We start from the raw sequence: 21,734 nt of genomic DNA on the forward strand, positions 1-21,734 counted from the left end.
TCGCCATGCGCACTCTTCTGGCTGTACTGACCGCCCTCTGCCTGCTGGCCGCCTGCGCCAGGCCCGTCGTCCCGCCGCCAAAGACCGCGGCCTACTACCTGCAGGAGGGGGAGAAGATGTTCGACCGGGGGCTGTTCGAAGAGGCGATCGCCAACTGGGAGAAAGTCAGGGAAAGCTACTACTCGCCGGAACTGAACATCATCGCCGAGCTGAAGATCGCCGAGGCCTATTTCCTGGCCGAAAAATATCCGGAAGCGGCGGCCGCCTACGAGGACTTCCTCAAGCAGCACCCCAACAGCGACCGGGTGTCCCAGGCTCTCTATCAGCTCGGCCTTTCCTATTTCCGGCAGATGCTGCCGGCTGACCGGGACCAGACCGCCACCCGCAGCGCCCTGGCGACCTTCCGCAACCTGGTGAAGCGTTTTCCCGACGACCCGCACCTGGAAGAGGTGAAGGTCTACATCGGCCGCTGCGAAGACCGTCTGGCGGAACACGAGGTCTATGTCGCCAAGTGGTACCTGAAGACCGGCAAGCCGAAGGCCGCCATCGACCGACTCGAGGCGATGTTCAGAACCTATCCCAACTACTTCTATCGCGACGAGGCCTGGCTCTGCCTGGGCAAGGCCTACCTGCTGACCGGGCAGAAGGAAAAGGCGGTCAAGGCCTTCAACACCCTGTTCAGGGAGTTTCCATCCAGTCCGTTCATCATCGAGGCGCAGAAATTCATGGAGAAGCACTACTGACCTGTGCCGGCCGGCCGAAGAAGAAGCGCAACGCCATACGTTCTTTTCGGTGGTTAAACAGACGGCGTGACGGCGGCGCCTTTTTTTTAGGGAGACTGAATCCGTCCCGGCCGGCAGTCCATCCGCCCTCCATTGCGCCGGGATGCGCACCGCCCTATCATATTCATAGTTATTTTGCGCACATATCGCATTTCAAACCCTCTTCCACGCTCTTCCGCCCCCTTCAACCCTGTCGACAATCCTGCGCAACAGCCTTTTATTTCGGGCTTTTTCCCGCCTTGCTCCCCCCCGCTTTTTCCTTGACTTGGCGTTTACGGCATATTATAAAAGTCGGCACTCGTATAACGGGTTTTTATAAATTGCGACTGTCGGTTCGAACCGTGCCGGCGGGATTCCGAAGAGTCCGTCGGCTCCCGATTTGTTTAACCCGGTTTTAACGGTTGCGGCCGTGGCAAAGCTCGTCCCATGGCCGTGAACAGTTCATCATTCGACCTGCCCGTGTGCTCCGGTCTTTGTTGCCGGACCCGGGGAAATTCATGAGGAGGAGAGAGATGTCCCAATACGGTACCCTGGAAGAACGCGTACGTCGCAAATCCTTGCTGAGCAAGGTCATGAAGCCGGAGGACTGCGTGCAGTTCTTCAAGCCGGGCATGAACATCGGCTGCTCCGGCTTCACCCCGGCCGGCTATCCCAAGGCCGTGCCCATCGCCCTGGCCGACCATGTCGAAAAGAACGGCCTGCAGGGGCAGACCAAATACAATCTGTTCATCGGCGCCTCCGTCGGTGTCGAGTTCGAGGACCGCTGGGCCTCTCTCGACATGATCGACCGCCGCTGGCCCTACCAGACCGGCAAGAACATCGCCAAGGGAATCAACACCGGCAAAATCCGCATGGGCGACAAGCACCTCGGCCACTTCGCCCAGGACGTCGGCTATGGCTTCTACACCGAAAACGGCCGCATGGACATCGCCATCATCGAGGTCTCGGCCATCAACGAGGACTGCGGTCTGGCCCTGACCTCCTCCTGCGGCATCGTGCCGGAACTGATGATGGTCGCCGACAAGATCATCATCGAGGTCAATACCGGCCAGCCCTCCTTCGAAGGGATGCATGACATCATCATGCAGCAGAAGCCGCCCTACCGGCAGCCCTTCCTGATCACCCACGCCACCCAGCGCATCGGCACACCCTACGTGCCCTGCGACCCGGAGAAGATCGTCGCCATCGTCGAGTCGAAGCATCGCGACAAGGGCCGCGCCTTCGCCGAGATGGACGAAAAGTCGGAAGCCATCGCCGAGCACATCCTCGACTTCTTCCACCACGAGGTCAAGAAGGGCCGCCTGCCGAAAAACCTGCTGCCGCTGCAGTCGGGCGTCGGCTCCATCGCCAACGCCGTCGTCGGCGGCCTGGTCAAGGGTGACTTCTACAACCTGACCGTCTACACCGAGGTCCTGCAGGACACCATGCTCGACCTGTTCGACTCCGGCAAGCTGGACGGCGCCTCCGCCTGCTCGCTCTCCCTGTCCGAGGATCCGGGCTTCCCGCGCTTCTTCGACAACTGGGACAAATACTTCGACAAGATCGTCCTGCGGCCGCTGTCAGTCTCCAACGCTCCGGAGCCGATCCGGCGCCTGGGTTGCATCGCCATGAATACCCCGGTCGAGATCGACATCTACGCCCATGCCAACTCGACCCTGGTCGGTGGCACCCGCATGATCAACGGTCTCGGCGGCTCCGGCGACTTCCTGCGCAACGGCTACCTGAAGATCATGCATACGCCGTCGGTGCGCCCGACCAAGACCGACCCCACCGGCATCTCCTGCATCGTGCCGCACTGTTCGCACATCGACCACACCGAGCACGACCTCGACTGTGTGGTCACCGAGCAGGGCCTGGCCGACCTGCGCGGCGTCGCGCCGAAGGAACGCGCCCGGCTGATCATCGAGAAATGCGCCCACCCCGATTACAAGGACCAGCTGCTCGATTACCTGGAAATGGCCACCAAGAGCTGCCTCGAGCGCGGCGTCGGCCACGAGCCGCAGCTGTGGGACCGGGCCTTCAAGATGCACCTCAATCTGGAGCGCAACGGCACCATGAAGGTCAAGAACTGGGACGTCAAGATCGACCTCTGCGAGTAATCGATCACCCGGTTTCACTGAAAAAAGGAAGGCCCCTCGAATCGAGGGGCCTTCCTTTTTTTTTTCGGCAGAAGCGAAGAAAAACTTTCGGTTCCCTGCTACCATTTGAAACATCCCCCGACGGAGGTCATCCATGTCGCCGATGAATCCCGACGCCGGCATGCCGATTCGCATCACCCTCGACCCCGGTGTCTACTACCGCTGCACCTGCGGCCGCTCCAGCCACCTGCCATTCTGTGACGAATCCCACTCGGGATCGACGTCCCATCCCATCCGTTTCGAGCTCGAGGTCCGGCAAACCGTCTACCTGTGCAGCTGCGGCAAGAGCCGCAACCAGCCCTTCTGCGACGGGGGCTGCGGCTTCGAACCGCCGACACCCAAGTAAAAAAAGGGGCGCCGAAGGCGCCCCACAGAGAAATGGGTATGAGGTGGGTTCAGAGTTTCTCGGCGTTCTTGGCCAGGTAGCTGGCTACGCCCTCCTTGTCCGGCTTCATGCCTTCCTGCCCTTTCTGCCAGCCGGCCGGGCAGACCTCGCCGTACTGCTCGGTGAACTGCAGGGCGTCGATCATGCGCAGCATTTCGTCGACGTTGCGTCCCAGGGGCAGGTCGTTGACCACCTGATGCCGCACCACGCCGTCCTTGTCGATGAGGAAGGAACCGCGGAACGCGACCCCAGCGGCCTCGAACTCGACATCGTAGGCGCGACAGATTTCGTGCTTGACGTCGGCGACCAGCGGATAGCTGACGGGACCGACGCCCCCTTCTTCGACCGGGGTGTTGCGCCAGGCGATGTGGGAGAACTGCGAATCGATGGAACAGCCGATGACCTGGACGTTGCGCTCCTCGAATTCCTTGATGCGCTTGGAAAAGGCGATCAGTTCCGTCGGGCAGACAAAGGTGAAGTCGAGAGGATAGAAAAAGAGGACGACATACTTGCCGCGAAAGTCGGACAGCTTGAATTCGCTGTTGAGGGAACCGTCCGGCATGACTGCCGTCGCCGTGAAATCGGGGGCCTGTTTTCCAACCAGTACGCTCATGTGTTTCTCTCCTTGTTCTGTTTTTTGTCCGTTCTCTTGTTAAGGCTGTCTGCCAAATTTCTGACAATTTTACTAAGCCATTTCCGCTTGTCAAGAAAAATATGACCACAATGGTCATTTATTACGCCAGGGCAATTCCCGGCCGTCTCCACCCCGCCGCTCAGCCCTTTTTCCGGCTGCGGGGATGGGCCTGGTCGTAGACCCGGGTCAGCTGATCAGTGCTGACCTGGGTGTACTTCTGGGTGGTCGACAGGGATGCGTGGCCGAGCAGTTCCTGAATGGCGCGCAGGTCGGCACCACCGTCGAGCAGGTGGGTGGCAAAAGAATGGCGCAGGGCATGGGGCGTGGCGTCCCTGACGATGCCGGCCGCCAGCAGCCGGCGCTTGAGCAGGCGCTGCACGCTGCGGGCGGTCAGACGCTGCCGGCGGTAGTTGAGAAAAAGAGGCTCGTCGGGACCGGCGGAGGGCCGCTGGTCGAGATAGCGGCGCAGGGCCTCGCGGGCGCTGCTGCCCACCGGCACGATACGCTCCTTTCCCCCCTTTCCCAGGACCCGCACCAGACCGGCGTCGAGATCGAGCTGACCGACATTCAGGCCGGTCAGTTCACCGACCCGCAGGCCGCTCGAATAGAGCAGCTCGAACATCGCCCGGTCGCGCAGTGCCAGAAGGCCATCGTCGCCGGGCCGATCGAGCAGGGCGAACATCTCGTCGACGGTAAGCGTGGCGGGAAGGTACTTCTCCTGCCGCGGCGTGGCGACCAGCTCGCCCGGATTGGCGGTCAGTTCGCCTTCGCGGACCAGAAAGCGGAAGAAGCTTCTCAGCGAGGCCAGTTTGCGGGCGATGGTCGAACGGCGATTGCGCCGGTGCAGCCGGGCGACATAGCGCCGGATCAGAACCCGGTCGATCCGGCCGGGCTCCAGCCCGGCATCGGGGGCAAGTCCCTCCTCTTCGCGCAGCAGGGCGAAGAACTCCTCCAAGTCGCGCCGGTAGGCCTGCCGGGTGTGCGGCGACAGGTTGCGCTCGACAGCGAGATGGCGGAGAAATCTGTCCAAACGGTCTTTCATGCCCGGTGATTGTAGCACGAAACCGGACAGGGGAGAATTGACGCCGCACCAACGCCGTGCGATACTTTGGCACGCCCGGTCGAGGAACTGCCATGAACCTGCTGTACACCCTGTTCGAAATCCTTTTCGGCCTGACCTTTCTGGCCGTACTTCTCTCCTGCGCCATCGCCTGGTACGAATCGGCCAACCTGCGGCCCGAACTGATGCAGGAACGTTTCGCTCCGCGCAACCTCCTCCGCTCGCTGGGCCTGATCGTCGGCGAAACCATCCTGCTCTACCTCACCCTGCTGTCGCATCCCTTCGGCTGGCTCCCCCTGACCGAGAAGCCGGTCCGCAAGACCAACAAGACACCGGTGCTGCTGCTGCACGGCCTCTTTCTCAACCGCGCCTGCTGGTGGTGGCTGCGGCTACGGCTGCGCATGGCCGGCTACCGCGACATCTTCAGCCTGAACCTGTCGGTCTGGCACGACATCGAGATTCTCACCGAGATGATCGCCAAGAAGGTCGACAGCCTGCGCCTCGAGACCGGCGTCGACAAGGTGATTCTTATCGGCCATTCCATGGGCGGCCTGCTGGCGCGCAACTACATCCAGCGGCGCGGCGGCGCCGAAAAGGTGAAGCTCTGCGTGCTGCTCGGCGCCCCCAACCACGGCTCGAAACTCGCGCCCTTCGCCCTCAGCCCCCTGGCCCGGCACCTGGTTCCCGGCAGCGACTTTCTGCGCGGCCTGAACGAAGCCGCAATGCCGCCGGAAGTGCGCATGGTCAACATCCTCAGCCCGCAGGACAACATGGTCCTGCCCTGGCGGCTGGCCGAGCTGGAGGGGAGCGAACGGCACGAACTGCCCTGGATCGGCCACAACAGCCTGCTCTACCATCCCCGCGCCCTGCGCCCGCTGCTGAAGGCCCTGCGCGAGGTCGCCCCATGATCACCCTGGAAGTCAGCAGCGGCCGGCAGGTCGAGATGATCGACATCACGGCCCAAGTCCGGCAGGCGGTGGCCGAATCGGGCATCCGTTCGGGGCTGCTGCTCGTTTTCACGCCCCACACCACGGCTGCCGTCACCATCAACGAAAACGCCGATCCCGACGTGCCGCACGACCTGGTCATGGAACTGAACAGAATCGTTCCCTTCGAGGACGGCTACCGGCACGTTGAGGGGAACAGCGCCGCCCACCTGAAAAGCAGCCTGATCGGCGCCGGCGAGACCATCCCCGTCGAAGATGGACGGCCCGTTCTCGGTACCTGGCAGGGAATCTGGTTCTGCGAATTCGACGGCCCGCGCCGGCGGAAAGTCCACCTGCAGATCATCGGCCGATGAACAGGGTCAGCCTGCGGCATCTTGCCGGCTACCGGCGACAGGAGGTGCGGTCGGCCCTCGAGGAACTGCTCGCCCCGCTCGGCGGCATGGAGGCCTTCGTCAGCCCCGGCCAGAAGGTTCTGCTCAAGCCCAACATGCTGGCGGGCAAGGCGCCGGAGAAGGCCGTCACCACCCATCCCGAAATCGTCCGCGCCGCCATCGACCTGGTCCGCCGGGCCGGAGGCGTGGTCAGCGTCGGCGACTCGCCGGGTCTCGGCAATCCGCGACAGGTGGCGAGCAAATGCGGCATCCTGCAGGTGATCGAGGAGACGCAAGCGCGCTTTGCGCCCTTTGCCGAATCGGTTCCGGTCCGCATCGAAGGCGGTACCTTTCACCAGCTCGAACTGGCCCGCGACATCCTCGAGGCGGACGTAGTCATCAACCTGCCGAAACTGAAGACCCACCAGATGATGGGGCTGACCTGCGCGGTAAAGAACCTCTTCGGCGCCGTGGTCGGCATGCGCAAACCGCAGCTGCACCTGCAGGCCGGAACGGACAAGGCGTTTTTCGCCCGGATGCTGCTCGATCTGGCCGACCGGGTGGCTCCGGCCCTGACCATCGTCGACGGCATCACCGGCATGGAAGGCAACGGACCCGGCAACGGCGACCCGGTCGCGCTGGGACTGCTGCTGGCCGGCCGCGATCCGGTGGCCGTCGACACCGTCGCCGCCCATCTGCTCGGGCTTGACGAGCGTGCGGTCTGGACCTGGCGCGTCGCCCGCAAAACCGGCCGCGCCGGCAGCAGGCTGCAGGATGTCGACCTGGTCGGCCCGCCACTCGAGACGCTGCGCCCGGCCCGCTTCCGTCCGGCCCGGCAGACCGACGTCAATTTCGGCCTGCCACCCTGGCTGAAAAAACGGCTGAAGCGCTCCCTGACCGCCTTTCCCGCCATCGACCATCAGCGCTGCGTCCGCTGCGGCCACTGCGTCCGGCACTGCCCGCCCGGGGCCATGGCCCTGACCGGACAGGTCGTCATCGACCTCGACCGCTGCATCCGCTGCTTCTGCTGCCAGGAGCTCTGTCCGCACGCCGCCATCGACACCTGCCAGGGACGGCTGCTGCGCATGGCCGAGCGCTGGCGCAAAAACAGAAGATGAGAGCCAGCCTCCGCACCAGCTTCAGCAAACCGACATGCCACTGACGGCGCACCATGCCGATTCTTACACTCCCGACTCACCGCCGCCAACAAAGAAGAAAGGCCCGCAAGCCAATGCTTGCGGGCCTTTCTTTCTGTTCTGCGCCTCCCTGCAGAGAGGGGCAAGTCAGGTTTCGTAGACCAGCGTACGGATCAGACCAATGACATTGCCATTTTCGGTCGTCGGCGTATCCTGTACGACAATGACGCGACTGACTTTCTCCTCAACCAGAAACGCATTCACCCTGGCATCGAGTTCTTCCAGTTCACGTCGCGTCTTGAACGGTTGCAACGGTTCACCAAAGGTCTTAACCCGAATCATGACGATCTCCTCTGGAGCATCGCGCCATCAGACCTGCACGACCTCCTTGACTCCCGGAATCTTTTCCTTGAGGGTTCGTTCGATACCCATTTTCAGGGTCATTGTCGACATGGGGCAGGAGCCGCAGGCTCCGGTCAGCTTGACGCTGACGACACCGTCTTCGGTAACATCGATCAGTTCGACATCGCCACCGTCGGCCTGCAGCGCCGGACGGACCTGGTTCAACACTTCTTCAACCTGAGCTTTCATTGAGTGACCTCCGTTCGTTAGGTTAAGTATAGCCTCCCCGCTCCGGCTTGGCAAGGTACCGGAAGCCGGGATTGCCGCCTGACCAGGCTGCCGAAAAACGGAAACAACGCCGCGGCGAGATCTTTTCCGGCAGCCTGCGCCCGGCTAGATTCTGATCGCTTCGATCGGCCGCTGACAGAGCAGCTCCGGGCGGCCGATCCCCTTGCCCTGGACGAGCACCTTGAAGGTCTCCCCCATACCCCCTTCGGGAAGAATGAGATTCTTCAGGGTCATGCGCAGCTGCTGTGCCCGCAACGGGTCGGTCTCCCGGGCCTGCAACGCTATCAGCTGCTCGACGAATCCCAGCCCCATGAGAAAGCGGTACTGCTCGCCAAACCAGAGGGTTTCGAGCCCCTCTTCCTCCCCCGCCTTCTGCAGGGCGGTGAAATCGACATGACTGGTCATGTCCTGGCAGCCGATGTTGACATAGGGGTTGTCGTGGCTGCGATGGCGATGATAGCAGAGCAGCGTGCCGGCCCGCCGGTGCGGTGCGTAGAGCTCCGCGGCCGGATAACCGTAGTCGATGGTCAGCACCATGCCGCGCCCGAGCAGCCTGGCGACCTGCCGCATCCAGTCGACGGCCTCGAGGTTGATTTCGCCGCGATTCCCTTCCACCGGACCGCAGCCGAGCCAGTCGACATGCTCCTGCAGCCGGCCGATCGACGGCTCCGCCACCACTTCGACAAGGGTTTCACCGTCGAGACCGACATGGATTTCCCGCAGAAGGCCGTCCCGCTTCTCGACCAGATGCACCGGAAAAGCGTCGACCAGTTCGTTGCTCAGAATGCAGCCGGTCATGCCGGCGAGCTCGCCCGGCTCGCACCAGACGAGCCGGGCGGCATGGCCGGCCAGGCGCTCCTGTTGGCGGGCGCGATGTTCCGGACTGACCTCGACCAGGGCGTAAGTGAGGCTGTGGTAGCAGTCGGCCGCCTCCTCCCGCAGGGCGTCAAGAATGTCGAGGGCCAGGTAGCCTTCACCGGCCCCCTGTTCGGCGATGGTCATGGCACCGCCGCCGAGCAGTTCCCAGAGCTGGACGAGCTGTCTGGCGATCAGCCGGCCGAACAGAAAATGAACACTGCTGGAGGTGAAAAAGTCCCCCTGCTTGCCGATGCGGCGGCGCGGCGTCATGTAATAGCCGTACTCGGGATGATAGAGGCACAGGCGCATGTATTCGGCAAAGGGAATCGGCCCCTGCCGCCGGATCCTTTCGCGGATCAGCGCCTCCAGTTGACCGTTCGTCTCGTTTTCCACCTGCATGGGTTTCAATGCTCCGCCGGAAAGATTCGGTTGGCGATTCTAACCGAGGGGAGCGCCACTGACAAGAAAAAGGTGACTTTTTTGCTCAAGTTTCCATCGTTTCGGCATTTCACCTGAGTCAATGAGTTCATGCCGGATGGAGAGTACAAGTGCTCGGCCTGAACGAGGTTTTCAAAAACCTGAGACGCACCCATAGGCTCACCGGTGATTTTCGGGACGCTCAGACAGGTCAATGACTTGTGCTATCCGCCGGTGATGAGCTCACTGATTCAGGTTTCAGGGAAGCAGTCCCAGCAGCTTGTGAACCTGCAGCAGATCGGCGGTTTCGTTCACCAGCAGGGTCGGGATGCCGTGCTCGAGCGCCGGTTCGAGGTCGACCTGGTAGCGGTCGCCGACAAAGAGCAGGCGCTCGGGCGGACCACCGATATCCTCGAGAACGAGCTGCAGCGCCTCGGGATCCGGTTTGGGCCGCCAACAGAACTCGATGGTGTAGAGCTTGTCGAACAGCTCTTCGACCCCGAGCAGGGCAAGAATCTTGTGGGTCATGGCCAGGTTGTTGTTGGTGTAGATGTAGAGGGCGCAGCGGTCGCAAAGTGAATCGAGCAGGGCGTGCAGAACCGGGTCGTACACCAGGTAGCGTTCGGGCCGGACAAACTCCTCGAAGGCCCGGTGCAGCTCCTTCAGATCGACCCCGAGCTCCATGCAGACCCGCGACAGGGGCGGTTCCCGATCGTCGGGATCGGCGAGACGTTTTCGGGCTGCGGCGATCATCCGGCGGGCCTCGCCGCGCACGATGCCGTGCCCCTGCGCCACCAGCAGTTCCGCCGTCCACTCGATTTCGGTCAGCAGCTGGCGATTGACATAGAGGGTGCCATCGAGATCGAAGACGATGGCTTCTGTCCGGTCAGCGTCGACGAGCAAGGGCCACTCCGCAAGGGTAAGGAGACGTCGCCCTTACAGCCTACCAGAGCTGCCGTCAGGGGCAAGGCGGAAACAAAAGCTCAGTCGCCGGCGACATCGGATGCCGACAGCAGCCGGCGCGCCGCCGCCGGGTCGTTGGTGAAAAAACCGTCCGCGCCCTGGCGCAACAGCCGGCGCATCGCCGCCGGATCGTCGACGGTCCAGGGGTAGACCCGCAACCGCCGCTGGCGGCAGAGCGAAGCCATCACCGCGCCGAACAGATCCTGGCGAGGGTTCAGGGCGCGGGCGTCCAGCCGAACCGCCTCGCGCAACGCCCCCCGCCAGAACCTGCGGTCGCAGAGCACGGCCAGATCGAGCCGTGGCGCGGCCCGGCGCAGGCGGCGCAGCAAACTGCGGTCGAAGGATGAAACCAGCACCCGCGCCGCAGGGTAGAACCTCAGCAGGGCGAGAACGGCGCCGGCCGCGGCGGCATCCTTGATTTCGAGGTTGAGCTCGACAGTGTCACCGGCCCACTCGAACACCTCCTGCAGGGTCGGCACCCGCTCGCCGCGAAAACTGGCGTGAAACCAGCCACCGGCGTCGGCCTGCCGGACCTGGCTCAGGGTCAGGCCCCTTACCCGACCCCGCCGGTCCGTGGTACGATCGAGGCGTTCGTCGTGCAGAACGACCGGGACACCGTCACGGGTCACCTGGACATCGAGTTCAATGCCGTCGGCGCCGGCGGCAAGCGCCGCCTGAAAGGCCGCCAGGGTATTCTCCGGCGCCACCGCCGAGGCACCGCGATGCGCCCAGATGAAAGGCATTTCCGGCATCCCTTCCCCCTTAGGATTCAGGTGCGATCGTCATGTCGCGAAAAGGAAATTCTCACCATCTCTGGCTGCTGCTGCTCGCCCTGCTCCTGCTGGCCGGCATGCTGCTGACCCTGATCTTCGGTCGCGGCAGCCGGCACGGTTACGGCGCCCTGGACAACGAAGGGCGTCAGACTTCAGGGCAGTCCCTTGAGCACCGGGTAGCCACGCAGCCGCCAGCCCCAGATCCCGCCGTAGAGATTGTAGACTTCGGAATAGCCGAGCCGGGCCAAATAGCCCGCCACCTGTGACGAACGCGAGCCGACGGCGCAGTAGACAAGAACAGGCCGGTTACGCGGAATTTCGGCGATCCGCTTCACCACCTGGTCGATGGGAATCAGCACCGCGCCCTCGAGCCGTACCCCGGCGAACTCCTCGGGTGTCCGGACATCGAGAATGAAAAGGTCGGGACGCTCCGCGATCAGCCGGCGGGCGCCGGCGGCGTCGATGTTGCGCGCCATGGCGGCCAGCAGCGGCTCCGACAGAACGGTCAACAGCAAAAGGACAACAAGGGCAGACAGCCGTGTTCTGTTCATGCTACCTCCATCCTTAATGATTCAGTTTATCATTATAGAACAATGCCGCCCGCGGAAGCAGCCCTCTTTCTTGCCTCCCCCGCCGTTTCGTGGCATCATGCCTACTCCCGTCGGCAGCCGGCGGGCCATTCCACCGATCGGAGACTGACTTTGGACCGCAATCTGGCACTGGAACTGGTGCGGGTCACCGAAGCCGCCGCCCTGGCCTGCGGACGCTGGGTCGGCAAGGGAGACAAGATGTCGGCCGACGAGGCCGCGACCGAAGCCATGCGCCGCACCCTCGATTCCATCGGGATTGACGGCACCGTGGTCATCGGCGAGGGGGAGATGGACGAAGCCCCCATGCTCTACATCGGCGAAAAGGTCGGCACCGGCCAGCCGCCGGAAGTCGACATCGCCGTCGACCCGCTGGAAGGAACCAACATCTGCGCCAAGGGACTTCCCGGCTCGATCGCCACCATCGCCCTGGCCCCCAAGGGCGGCTTTCTGCACGCCCCGGACATGTACATGGAAAAGATCGCTGTCGGCCCTTCGGCCCGCGGTGTCATCGACATCCACGACTCACCGTCGGCCAACCTGAAACGGATCGCCGAAGCCAAGGGCTGCCGGATCGAAGACCTGACGGTGGTCACCCTCGACCGCCCCCGACACGACCGCATCATCGAGGACATCCGCAAGGTCGGCGCCCGCATCCACCTGATCAGCGACGGCGACGTGGCCCCGGCCATCGCCACCGCCGTCGAGGGCAGCGGCATCGACATGCTCATCGGCATCGGCGGCGCCCCAGAAGGCGTGCTGGCCGCGGCCGCCCTCAAGTGTATGGGCGGCGACATGCAGGGACGGCTGGTCTTCATGACCCAGGAAGAACGGGACCGCGCCCGCGACATGGGCATCACCGATTTCGACCGGGTCTATTCCGCCGAGGAGATGGCCGGTGGCGACGTGGTCTTCGCCGCCACCGGCGTCACCAGCGGCGATTTTCTGCGCGGGGTCCGCTACTACGCCGGCGGCGCCGAGACCGAATCGATCGTCATGCGCTCGAAAAGCCGCACCGTCCGTTTCATTCGCAGTCTGCACTACTTCGACCACAAGCCGGTCTACTGACCGCAAACCTTGTCAAGCGCGTAGCCGCCTGTTAAAATTCGCGGGAATTTGCCTACCAGGAACGGAGAAGGATTGATCCATGGCGATTATCACCATCTCAAGGGAAATGGGCAGCGGCGGCATTCCGATCGCCCACGAGGTTGCCGAACGGCTGGGCTACACCCTGATCGACGGCGACGCCCTGCGAAACGCAGCCAGCGACTACGGACTGAGTGACGAGGCCTTCGAGCTGGCCGACGAAAAACCGCCGGCCTTCGTCGACGAACTCGACCAGAAGCTGGCCGTTGACCTGCACCAGATCGAGCTGATCATCCTCGAGAAGGCCCTGGCCGGCAACGTCATCATCTACGGCCGCGGCGGCCAGGACCTGCTGGCCAAGGTGTCCAACGTCTTTCGGGTGCGCATCATCGCTCCCTTTGAAGAACGGGTCGAGCGCTGGGCCGAAAGGGAATGGCTCGATCCCGACTACGCCCGCATCCTGGTCCGTCGCAGCGACCAGCAGCGGGCCGGATTCATCAAGTACTACTTCGACCGCGACTGGGCCGACCCCCTGCACTACGACCTGGTGATCAACACCTCCAAGCTCTCGCACGAAATGGCTGTCAAGCTGATCTGCGACGGCGTTCAGGACAGCAACCTTGTCGAACGCAAGGGGGAATCGAAGAAGATCCTTCGCGACCTGATCCTGCAGAAGAAGATCGAGATCGCCCTGACCGGCGAAAAGAAGATCGACACCCTGCACCTGCACAACGAGGTCAGGGACGGCATGGTCACCCTCTCCGGGCACATGCACAGCCAGGACGACCTGAAGCAGGCGCTCAAGATCATCAAAGGCGTCGACGGCGTCCGGGAGGTGGTCGAAGACCTCAAGGTCATCGCCTACCACAACATCCCCAGCGACCACTGACCGACACGGCGACATCCCCAGATCGACCGGACCCGGGAGGCGTTGGCCTTCCGGGTTTTTTTCGCTGCAGTCCCAAACCAACCATATCGGGATCCGGCTGCAGCGACAGACCCATCTGCCGGTTCGGCCGCATCGTTCAAGTGTTCGACATGGCTCGAGCCACGCCTGCGCCCGAACCGGCCGGATACCCGGCATCTGCCCCCTTCGGCACCCTCGGCCACAATACAGGGGGGACTCGGGGCAAAAACTTGTGAGCGCGGGCGGAATTTTGTAGAATAGCGCGCTTGATGAAACCATAAAGCACCACAAGGAGAATCCCCGCATGGCAGGTCACAGCAAATGGGCCAACATCAAGCACCGCAAGGGGGCCCAGGACGCCAAGAGAGGCAAGATTTTCACCAAGCTGATCAAGGAAATCACCGTCGCCGCCAAGATCGGCGGCGGCGATCTGAACGCCAACCCCCGCCTGCGCCTGGCCGTCGACAGGGCCAAGCAGGCCAACATGCCGAAGGACAACATCGAGCGGGCCATTAAGAAAGGGACCGGCGATCTCGACGGCGTCAACTACGAGGAAGGCACCTTCGAGGGCTACGGACCGGGCGGCGTGGCGGTCATCGTCGAGTTTCTGACCGACAACCGCACGCGAACCGTGGCCGAAGTCCGGCACATCTTCAACAAGCACAACGGCAACCTCGGCGTCAGCGGCTCGGTGGCCTTCATGTTCGACCGCAAGGGACTGATCAGCTTCCCCGAGGACGCCGACTTCGACCGGATCTTCGAGGTCGCCCTCGAGGCGGGGGCCGAAGATGTCCGCCAGGACGGCGGCATCGAGGTCGTCACCGATCCGGCCGACTTCGAAACGGTGCGCAACGCCCTCGAGGAAGCCGGGCTGAGCTTCACCACCGCCGAAATCACCATGCTGCCCCAGACAACAACTTCCGTCGAGGGCAAGCAGGCCGAACAGCTGATGAAGCTGATCGAAAAGCTGGAAGACAACGACGACGTGCAGAACGTCTACACCAATTTCGACATGTCCGACGAAGAGATGGCCCGCATCATGGGATAACAGCGGGCCCCAGGTGTCGGGCGCTGGGCCCCGGGTTTTCAATCAGCCCCCCCAGCGCCCAGCGCCTTACGCCCAAGGCCCGATTTTCTATGCGCATACTCGGCATCGACCCCGGTTCCCGGCTCACCGGCTACGGCCTCATCGAGGGCCGGGGCAACCGCCTGCGCCACGTCGACAACGGCGTCATCGTCACCAGCAGCAGGCAACCGCTGGCCGACCGGCTCAAGATCATCCATGACGGCGTCGCCGAACTGGTCGAACGCTTCGCTCCCGACGTTCTGGCTATCGAGAACATCTTCCTGGCCAGAAACGCCCAGTCGGCGCTCAAACTCGGACACGCCCGCGCCAGCGCCATGCTCGCCGCCATCAACGCCGGCCTGCCGGTCTGCGAGTATTCCGCCCTGCAGGTCAAAAGTGCCGTGGTCGGCTACGGCAAGGCGGAGAAGATCCAGGTGCAGCAGATGGTGCGCACCCTGCTCAACCTGCCGGAAATCGCCCAGGAGGACGCGGCTGACGCCCTGGCCGTCGCCATCTGCCATTTCCACAGCGCCCCGCTGCAGAACCGTCTGGCGCTGGCAGGCAACCGGAAAGTGAAGAAATGATCGCTCAGCTGACAGGCCGCATCGCCCTGCGGGCGCTGGATCACCTGGTCATCGACGTCAACGGGGTCGGCTACCGGGTCACCGTTCCCCTCTCCACCCTCTATGCTCTGCCGGACGACGGCGTCACCACCCTGCAGATCCACACCCATGTCAAGGAAGACGCCCTGCAGCTGTTCGGCTTTCTGACCGGCGAGGAGAAGGAGCTCTTCGCCCTGCTCATCAGCGTCTCGGGGGTCGGTCCGAAGCTGGCCGTCAACATTCTGTCCAACATCCCGGTCGACGAACTGCGGCAGGCCCTGGCCAACGGGGACAGCAAGCGCCTGGCCTGTATCCCCGGCATCGGCAAGAAGACCGCCGAACGGCTGGTAGTCGACCTGCGCGAAAAGGTCGCCGGTCCACAGCCGCCGTCGGAGAAAACCGCCGACCGGCCGGCGGCGATCAGGGACAACCGGGAGGACGCCCTGTCCGCCCTGGTCAATCTCGGCTACAAGGCGGCGCAGGCGAAAAAGGTGCTCGACGGTCTGGAGATCGATCCCGACGCCAGTGTCGAGCAGATTCTCAAGACCGCACTGCGCCGGCTGGTGCGCTGACAGGGGAGACGGACCATGACCGAGCGGCTGATTTCCGGCCACATCCAGGACGACGACAACGGGTTCGAGAACAGCCTGCGCCCCCGGCTGCTGACCGAATACATCGGCCAGACCAAGGTCAAGCAGAACCTGCAGGTCTTCATCGACGCCGCCCGCAAACGGCAGGAGTCCCTGGACCACGTCCTTTTCTACGGCCCCCCCGGTCTCGGCAAGACCACCTTGGCCAACATCATCGCCAACGAAATGGGGGTCGGCATCAAGAGCACGTCCGGGCCGGTCATCGAAAAGACCGGAGATCTGGCCGCCATCCTGACCAACCTCGAACCGGGCGACGTGCTCTTCATCGACGAGATCCATCGTCTCTCCCCCGTGGTGGAAGAAATTCTCTATCCGGCCATGGAGGACTACCAGCTCGACATCATCATCGGCCAGGGGCCCTCGGCGCGCACCATCAAGCTCGACCTGCCCCGCTTCACCCTGGTCGGCGCCACCACCCGCGCCGGCCTGCTCTCCTCGCCGCTGCGCGACCGCTTCGGCGTCATCGCCCGCCTCGAGTTCTACACCCCGGAAGAGCTGGCGACCATCGTCAGGCGCAGCGCCGGCCTGCTCGGCATTCCCATCGCCGAAAAGGGCGCGCTGGAGATCGCCCGCCGCAGTCGCGGCACGCCGCGCATCGCCAACCGCCTGCTGCGACGGGTGCGCGATTTTGCCGAAATCGAGGGCGACGGCACCATCGACCAGAAAATCGCCGACCTCGCCCTGGGACGGCTGGAGGTCGACGCCCGGGGCTTCGACCACATGGACCGCCGGCTGCTGCTGACCATCATCGAAAAGTTCGGCGGCGGGCCGGTCGGACTCGACACTCTGGCGGCGGCCATCGGAGAAGAGAAGGACACCATCGAGGACGTCATCGAACCCTTCCTGCTGCAGGGAGGCTTCATTCACCGCACGCCGCGCGGCCGCATCGCCACCCCTCTGGCCTACCGCCATTTCGACCGCCAGCCGCCGGCGGCCGGCGGCCTGTTCGCACCGCCGGAAAGCGGGGGCTGACCGGCCATGGCACTGCAGCGACCGACCCTGACCCGGCAGATCATTTTCGGCTACCTGATCCTGGCCCTGTTCAGCCTCAGCGCCGTCAGCTACGCTCTCTTCCGCCTGCGTGACCAGGCCGAACGTTCCAGGCAGCTCCTGCAGGTCGATCTCAGCCTGCAGGAACAGCTTCAGTCGCTGCATGACACCCTGCTGGAAGAGGAACGCCTCTCCCTGCAGTACCTGCTCGACCAGCGACCGGGGCTGCTGGTTTCCCTGGGCGGCCGTCTTGTCGAAGCGGAAACCGCGTTCGGTCGTCTCTCCGGCAGAGAGGGACTCTCCTTCGGACAATCTTCCCGCAACTACCTGAAAACGGCCGGCGATTTTCTCACCTTCTGCCGGCAGCGACAGCTCGACCGGGCGCACAGCCTGGTGACGGGTGAACTCGGCGCGCTGCGCCGCAACCTGCTGCAGCAGATCGAGCGAACCTCCCGTCGGACCGGAGAACAGACCCGCCAGACGCTGCTGGCCATCTCCCGCGAGGGGGACCAGACCTATCAGGTCGTCCTGATTCTGGTGATCTGCGGCATCCTGCTGGCGGCCGTCACCGGCATCTCCCTGCACCTGTACATCCAGAACTCGCTGCAGACCTTCGCCCGCATGATCCGCGACTTCGGGGCCGGCAGCTTCGATATCGACTTCGACGCCAGGGGCAACGACGAGTTCAGCCGGCTGGCCCGCGAGATGCGCGAGATGGGGCGCAAGCTGCGTGAGATGGAGGAATACCAGCTCGACGCCAGTCCCCTGACCCGCCTGCCCGGCAACCTGGCCATCCGCAAGGAGATCGAGGCCCGCATCGAGCGGGGGGAGGCCTTCGCCCACGCCTTCGCCGATCTCGACCATTTCAAGGCTTACAACGACCGCTACGGATACCAGCGCGGCAGTGATGTCATCAGCATGACCGGCGACATCATCCGCGATGTGGTGGCCGAACTGGGAAGCGAAGACGACATGGTCGGCCACATCGGCGGCGATGACTACATCTTCCTGACCCGGCCGGAGCTGGCCGAACGCATCGCAGACGAGATCGTCCGCCGTTTCGACCGGGCCATCCCCGCCTATTACTCCGAGGAAGACCGCCGGGCCGGGTTCTTCATCGCCCGCGACCGTTTCGGCGAAGAGCGGAAATTTCCCCTGCTCAGCATATCGATCGCCATCGTCGCCTCCGACAATTTCGACCATCCCAGCGCCACACTCATCGGTCGCGAATGCGCCCGGATCAAGGAATACCTGAAGGATCGTCCCGGCAGCTGCTACCTGCTCGACCGCCGCCGCATACACTGACCGGGCCCGAGAACAGACTCGCTCATTTACCAAACTGCATTTTTCGCCTTGTCTCGCCCGCTCTCAGAACGTTTTTCAACGGCCTGCCCAAGGATCCGCGTCTCCGCAACCCGCAGAAATGGGGTTGGCAAGAACAGGCCTCTATGCTAGCTTTTTTTCGGGGGAAAAATTCAACGATAAAGCCCCGCTGAATCACCCCCAGGGCCGTCATGGTGACGGCCCTTTTATTTCGCCCTGAGCAGGGCCCCACACAGACTGAAATCTCCGACAGGACGGGCAACCGCCGTCGACGCAGACAGTGCATGGCCGACGAAGATTTTCTGCAACAGTTCCGCGAACAGCTGGTCCACTGGATCGAGCAGGAGATGGAGACCGGACGGATCCCCTTCCGCCGCGTCGAAACCGGTCCGCCGCTGCTGACGCCGCAACCACCGCCGGCCGAGCACCTGGTACTGTGGATCAACCGCGCCAGCGCCATGGCCGGCGGTCTGATTCTGCTGCCCCGCGACCTGGCGGAAGACATCCTGGAGGGCGGAGCCGCCCTGGCCGAAGCTGTCGGCCTCGACCACTTCGCCGTCTGGGACCGGCAGCGGGTTTCCATCTGGCAGAGGCAAGAGGACGATATCCGGCTGCAGCAGGAATGGCCGCTGGGCGGCAAACAAAGCGCTTCGGCGCTGCACCGGGCCCTGCGCAGCCTGCTGGAACGGCTCAAGGTCCTGTCTGTGCTGCAAAGCGCCGGCAACACGGCTGTCTCTTCCTGGTGGCTGACCAACCTGTTGCACCTCTGCCTGCTCGACGTCACCCCCCAAATCGAACAGGCTCTGCGCACCGCCGTCGACGACGGCCGGCGCCCCTGGAACGACCTTGCCCGCGCCGCCCGAGGCAAGGCGCTGCTCGTCCTTTTCCGCCTGGTCGCCGTGATCCACGCCCGCGTCCTCGGCCGCGGCATCCAGCCCGAAAAGCTCGAACGGGCCCTCGGCTACGCCATCGGCCAGCTTCCCGCGCCGATCGACCGCCATCTCGTCCCGGCCGAAGGGGAACCACCCCTTCCGGAGGCGGCCGCCGTCCGCTTCCACCACCTCTGGCACCGCCTGCAGCAACTCGAAAAACAAATCAACGCACCGCTGCTGCTCGCGGCGCTGAAACAGCTGACCCCCGACCTGGCCCCTCTTGCCCCGCCGGGGCCAGGTCCGCAGAACCGGCCTACGGGGCGCTGGCTCGCCGTCCAGCCACTCGCGCTTGCCGGCGATCCTCCCGACGCCCTGGTCGCCGACGCTCCCCTGGCGGCATGGCACACCCTGTGCGCCTGGCTGGAACAGCGGCCGGCGGCGGCCATCTGCGTCAACCGCCTGGAGGAGCTGCCGCCGCAACAGCGCTACGAGAGGATCACGGCCGTGCTGACCGACAGGTCGGTACCGGACAGTCGGCTCCGGGGTAACAAGCAGGCACAGCTGCGGCTCTCCTGGCCCAGCCGGCGATTCCGGCTGGCGCCGACCGCCCCCGCCTGGAGCTACGATTTCATCCACCTTCTCGGCCTGGCGGCGCCGGCGGGCGAGCTGCAACTGCAACTGCCGGACAGCCTGCTGCAGCCGACCATCGGCCGCCCCCTCTGGGAACTGGTGTGCAGCGAGTTCTGCTGCCGCGAAATGCGACTGGAAGACGGGAACATCTCTTTGCGGTTGCAACGGATTCCGGACGAAGAGACGGTCTGCCAACTCGAAAACGGAACCATCCGCCGCGATCTCGACTGGAACCTTTTGCGGCAACGATCGCTGCGCTATCTCGCCTGCGCCCTCGACTGGCCCGATCCGCTGTTCGCAATGCTCTGCCAGAACGAACTGCGGCTGACCGAGGAAGCGCCGCCCCCCGCGGAGCTCTGGCGGGAGCAGATTCTCTTCTGGCACTCGAGCTGGGGCCGCAACCTGGCGGCGTGGTGCGGATTCAATCCGGCGCGGGCCCGGTCGGTCTTCGCCGAGGGGCGAGCCAAGGATCTGCCCCCCGTCTACCCGACCCCGGAAAGGCTGCAGGCTTTGCGCAATGTCGCCTGGCAACCCGATAGCGAGCTGCCCCCGGCCAGGGAACTCGACGAGGAGCTCGCCTTCTGGCTCGGCGAACGGCTCGCCGACCCGGACCTTCCCCGGCCGAACCGCACCGTGCGCGAAAACGCGCCCGCGCCGGCCAGACAGGGCCAGCTGGCGGAAACAATACGGGAACGGATCCTGATCGACGGCCTGCCGCTCTTCCCCGAACACTACCTCTACGACCACTACCGTCCCGCGCTGAAGAGCTGGAGATTCTCCGGTCCCCTGAAGGAGAAGGAACGCTTCTTTTCCTCCATCGAGCTGCAGGGGCCGGACGGCGAGAGCATCCGGACCGATTGCGAACCGCTGGCCGGTTGCCTGCTGCTGGCCTCGGCCCGCCGGCAAAGCGTGGAGTTGCCGACCGACCCGCAGGTGGCCGCCGACATCCTGCAACGCTACCTGCACGATCTGGCCAGGCTGCGCCGCGAGCTGCTCCGCCAATGCCGGCTGGAAGCGGCCGCCGCTCCGGACCGGCTGGTCAACCGCCTGTGGCGGGAATGGGGGTTCCCGCCCTGGGACCTGGTCCGGCAGGTTGCGGCTTTATTTTCTCCGACAAACCCCTTAGAATGAATTTTTGGCCGCCTAATCGCCAGGGAGCCGACCATGAACATCCTGCTGCATGTCTGCTGTGGCAACTGTGCCATCTACCCGGTCGAAGTTCTGCGCCAGCAGGGCCACCGACTGACCGGCTTTTTCTACAACCACAACATCCATCCCTACCAGGAGTTCCGCCGCCGGCTGGAAACCGCCCTCGAGTACGCCGACCGGGTCGAGTTGCCGATGCAGGTGCGCGAGGACTATCCGCTCGAGGAATTTCTGGCCAACGTCGCCGCCGAGCCGCAGCGGCGCTGCGACTACTGCTACCGCTCCCGCCTGCGTGAAACCGTCCGGGTGGCGGCGGAGCAGGGATTCGAGGGATTCTCCACCAGCCTGCTCTATTCCCGCTACCAGCAGCACGACGCTATCCGCCGCTACGGCGAGGAACTCGCCGCCGAATTCGGCCTCGCCTTCGTCTACGAGGATTTCCGGGTCGGCTGGCGCCAGGGCATCGACAAGTCGAAGGCGATGGGGCTCTACCGCCAACAGTACTGCGGCTGCATCTATTCGGAAAAGGACCGCTACTACCGGCCTGGAGGTTGATCATGCATCCGGGGAAACTGCTACTGATCGCCGGCGGCATGCTGATGCTGGCCGGCCTGCTGCTGTTGCTGGCGGACAAGCTGCCGCTGCCGGGGAGACTGCCGGGGGACATCCGGATCGAAAAAGAGAACTTCACCTTCTATTTCCCCCTCGGCAGCTGCCTGCTGCTTTCGCTGCTGCTGAGCCTGTTCCTCTGGCTCTTTCGCCGCTGAACCGGACTATTCCG

Annotated in this window: 24 protein-coding genes; 16 read left to right on the forward strand and 8 right to left on the reverse strand. The window is 64.0% G+C overall.

Features of this window, described 5'->3' with window-relative positions:
• Positions 1 to 5 precede the first annotated feature (5 nt).
• From EDC39_RS08975 to EDC39_RS08985, 3 genes are all read left to right on the forward strand, one after another.
• Positions 6 to 743 carry an outer membrane protein assembly factor BamD gene (locus EDC39_RS08975; protein ID WP_148896049.1) on the forward strand — a complete coding sequence of 246 codons (738 nt, stop codon included), beginning with the start codon at positions 6 to 8 and terminating at the stop codon, positions 741 to 743.
• Positions 744 to 1,294: 551 nt separating this feature from the next.
• Complete coding sequence (locus EDC39_RS08980; RefSeq protein WP_148896050.1) at positions 1,295 to 2,881, forward strand: acetyl-CoA hydrolase/transferase C-terminal domain-containing protein; 1,587 nt, start codon at positions 1,295 to 1,297, stop codon at positions 2,879 to 2,881.
• 133 nt (positions 2,882 to 3,014) lie between these two features.
• Positions 3,015 to 3,266, forward strand: a complete 252-nt coding sequence (locus EDC39_RS08985; protein WP_148896051.1) for a CDGSH iron-sulfur domain-containing protein — start codon at positions 3,015 to 3,017, stop codon at positions 3,264 to 3,266.
• A gap of 49 nt (positions 3,267 to 3,315) precedes the next feature.
• On the opposite strand, the gene EDC39_RS08990 is transcribed toward EDC39_RS08985, so the two are convergent.
• Complete coding sequence (locus EDC39_RS08990; protein WP_148896052.1) at positions 3,316 to 3,918, reverse strand: peroxiredoxin; 603 nt, start codon at positions 3,916 to 3,918, stop codon at positions 3,316 to 3,318.
• 160 nt (positions 3,919 to 4,078) lie between these two features.
• Complete coding sequence (xerC, locus tag EDC39_RS08995; RefSeq protein ID WP_148896053.1) at positions 4,079 to 4,981, reverse strand: tyrosine recombinase XerC; 903 nt, start codon at positions 4,979 to 4,981, stop codon at positions 4,079 to 4,081.
• Positions 4,982 to 5,073: 92 nt separating this feature from the next.
• Here xerC and EDC39_RS09000 point away from each other — a divergent pair, with 92 nt between their 5' ends.
• Genes EDC39_RS09000 through EDC39_RS09010 form a run of 3 tightly spaced genes read left to right on the forward strand, consistent with a single transcriptional unit; the run spans position 5,074 to position 7,435 of the window.
• Positions 5,074 to 5,907: an esterase/lipase family protein gene (locus EDC39_RS09000; protein WP_148896054.1), complete on the forward strand. Its 834-nt coding sequence runs from the start codon at positions 5,074 to 5,076 to the stop codon at positions 5,905 to 5,907.
• Positions 5,904 to 6,299, forward strand: coding sequence for a secondary thiamine-phosphate synthase enzyme YjbQ (locus EDC39_RS09005; RefSeq protein ID WP_148896055.1), 396 nt, complete (start codon positions 5,904 to 5,906; stop codon positions 6,297 to 6,299). Before EDC39_RS09000 ends, EDC39_RS09005 begins: the two co-directional genes overlap by 4 nt.
• Positions 6,296 to 7,435, forward strand: a complete 1,140-nt coding sequence (locus EDC39_RS09010; protein ID WP_148896056.1) for a DUF362 domain-containing protein — start codon at positions 6,296 to 6,298, stop codon at positions 7,433 to 7,435. Before EDC39_RS09005 ends, EDC39_RS09010 begins: the two co-directional genes overlap by 4 nt.
• Before the next feature lie 165 nt (positions 7,436 to 7,600).
• Here the strand turns inward: EDC39_RS09010 and EDC39_RS09015 are convergent, their stop codons facing one another.
• From EDC39_RS09015 to EDC39_RS09040, 6 genes are all read right to left on the reverse strand, one after another.
• On the reverse strand, positions 7,601 to 7,795 hold the full coding sequence (locus EDC39_RS09015) for a hypothetical protein (protein WP_148896057.1): 195 nt from the start codon (positions 7,793 to 7,795) through the stop codon (positions 7,601 to 7,603).
• A 27-nt stretch (positions 7,796 to 7,822) separates the two neighbouring features.
• Complete coding sequence (locus EDC39_RS09020; RefSeq protein ID WP_148896058.1) at positions 7,823 to 8,044, reverse strand: NifU family protein; 222 nt, start codon at positions 8,042 to 8,044, stop codon at positions 7,823 to 7,825.
• Between the two features lie 144 nt (positions 8,045 to 8,188).
• Positions 8,189 to 9,340, reverse strand: a complete 1,152-nt coding sequence (locus EDC39_RS09025; protein ID WP_187426725.1) for a class I SAM-dependent methyltransferase — start codon at positions 9,338 to 9,340, stop codon at positions 8,189 to 8,191.
• Positions 9,341 to 9,616: 276 nt separating this feature from the next.
• Positions 9,617 to 10,261, reverse strand: coding sequence for an HAD family hydrolase (locus tag EDC39_RS09030; RefSeq protein WP_148896059.1), 645 nt, complete (start codon positions 10,259 to 10,261; stop codon positions 9,617 to 9,619).
• 80 nt (positions 10,262 to 10,341) lie between these two features.
• Positions 10,342 to 11,064, reverse strand: a complete 723-nt coding sequence (locus EDC39_RS09035; protein ID WP_187426726.1) for a glycerophosphodiester phosphodiesterase — start codon at positions 11,062 to 11,064, stop codon at positions 10,342 to 10,344.
• Between the two features lie 182 nt (positions 11,065 to 11,246).
• The gene (locus EDC39_RS09040) at positions 11,247 to 11,645 is read right to left on the reverse strand and encodes a rhodanese-like domain-containing protein (RefSeq protein ID WP_148896061.1); all 399 of its coding nucleotides are present in this window, start codon (positions 11,643 to 11,645) and stop codon (positions 11,247 to 11,249) included.
• A 150-nt stretch (positions 11,646 to 11,795) separates the two neighbouring features.
• Between EDC39_RS09040 and glpX the strand changes: the two genes are divergently transcribed.
• The 10 genes from glpX (at position 11,796) to EDC39_RS09090 (ending at position 21,720) form a co-directional block, all read left to right on the forward strand.
• Positions 11,796 to 12,749, forward strand: a complete 954-nt coding sequence (gene glpX / locus EDC39_RS09045; protein ID WP_148896062.1) for a class II fructose-bisphosphatase — start codon at positions 11,796 to 11,798, stop codon at positions 12,747 to 12,749.
• A 79-nt stretch (positions 12,750 to 12,828) separates the two neighbouring features.
• Positions 12,829 to 13,656, forward strand: a complete 828-nt coding sequence (locus tag EDC39_RS09050; protein WP_148896063.1) for a cytidylate kinase family protein — start codon at positions 12,829 to 12,831, stop codon at positions 13,654 to 13,656.
• Between the two features lie 322 nt (positions 13,657 to 13,978).
• Positions 13,979 to 14,722, forward strand: coding sequence for a YebC/PmpR family DNA-binding transcriptional regulator (locus tag EDC39_RS09055; protein WP_148896064.1), 744 nt, complete (start codon positions 13,979 to 13,981; stop codon positions 14,720 to 14,722).
• Positions 14,723 to 14,811: 89 nt separating this feature from the next.
• Positions 14,812 to 15,324: a crossover junction endodeoxyribonuclease RuvC gene (gene ruvC, locus EDC39_RS09060; protein ID WP_148896065.1), complete on the forward strand. Its 513-nt coding sequence runs from the start codon at positions 14,812 to 14,814 to the stop codon at positions 15,322 to 15,324.
• On the forward strand, positions 15,321 to 15,914 hold the full coding sequence (ruvA, locus tag EDC39_RS09065) for a Holliday junction branch migration protein RuvA (RefSeq protein WP_148896066.1): 594 nt from the start codon (positions 15,321 to 15,323) through the stop codon (positions 15,912 to 15,914). Before ruvC ends, ruvA begins: the two co-directional genes overlap by 4 nt.
• A gap of 15 nt (positions 15,915 to 15,929) precedes the next feature.
• Positions 15,930 to 16,964 carry a Holliday junction branch migration DNA helicase RuvB gene (ruvB, locus tag EDC39_RS09070; protein WP_148896067.1) on the forward strand — a complete coding sequence of 345 codons (1,035 nt, stop codon included), beginning with the start codon at positions 15,930 to 15,932 and terminating at the stop codon, positions 16,962 to 16,964.
• A 6-nt stretch (positions 16,965 to 16,970) separates the two neighbouring features.
• Positions 16,971 to 18,287 (forward strand): diguanylate cyclase, encoded by a 1,317-nt coding sequence (locus EDC39_RS09075; RefSeq protein WP_148896068.1) that lies wholly within the window; start codon positions 16,971 to 16,973, stop codon positions 18,285 to 18,287.
• A 302-nt stretch (positions 18,288 to 18,589) separates the two neighbouring features.
• Positions 18,590 to 20,938, forward strand: coding sequence for a hypothetical protein (locus tag EDC39_RS09080; protein ID WP_148896069.1), 2,349 nt, complete (start codon positions 18,590 to 18,592; stop codon positions 20,936 to 20,938).
• Between the two features lie 33 nt (positions 20,939 to 20,971).
• On the forward strand, positions 20,972 to 21,508 hold the full coding sequence (locus tag EDC39_RS09085) for an epoxyqueuosine reductase QueH (protein WP_148896070.1): 537 nt from the start codon (positions 20,972 to 20,974) through the stop codon (positions 21,506 to 21,508).
• A 2-nt stretch (positions 21,509 to 21,510) separates the two neighbouring features.
• A complete protein-coding gene (locus tag EDC39_RS09090) occupies positions 21,511 to 21,720 on the forward strand; it encodes a DUF2905 domain-containing protein (RefSeq protein WP_148896071.1) in 210 nt (69 codons plus the stop codon).
• Positions 21,721 to 21,734 lie beyond the last annotated feature (14 nt).

The organism is Geothermobacter ehrlichii, assembly GCF_008124615.1.
GTDB lineage: Bacteria > Desulfobacterota > Desulfuromonadia > Desulfuromonadales > Geothermobacteraceae > Geothermobacter > Geothermobacter ehrlichii.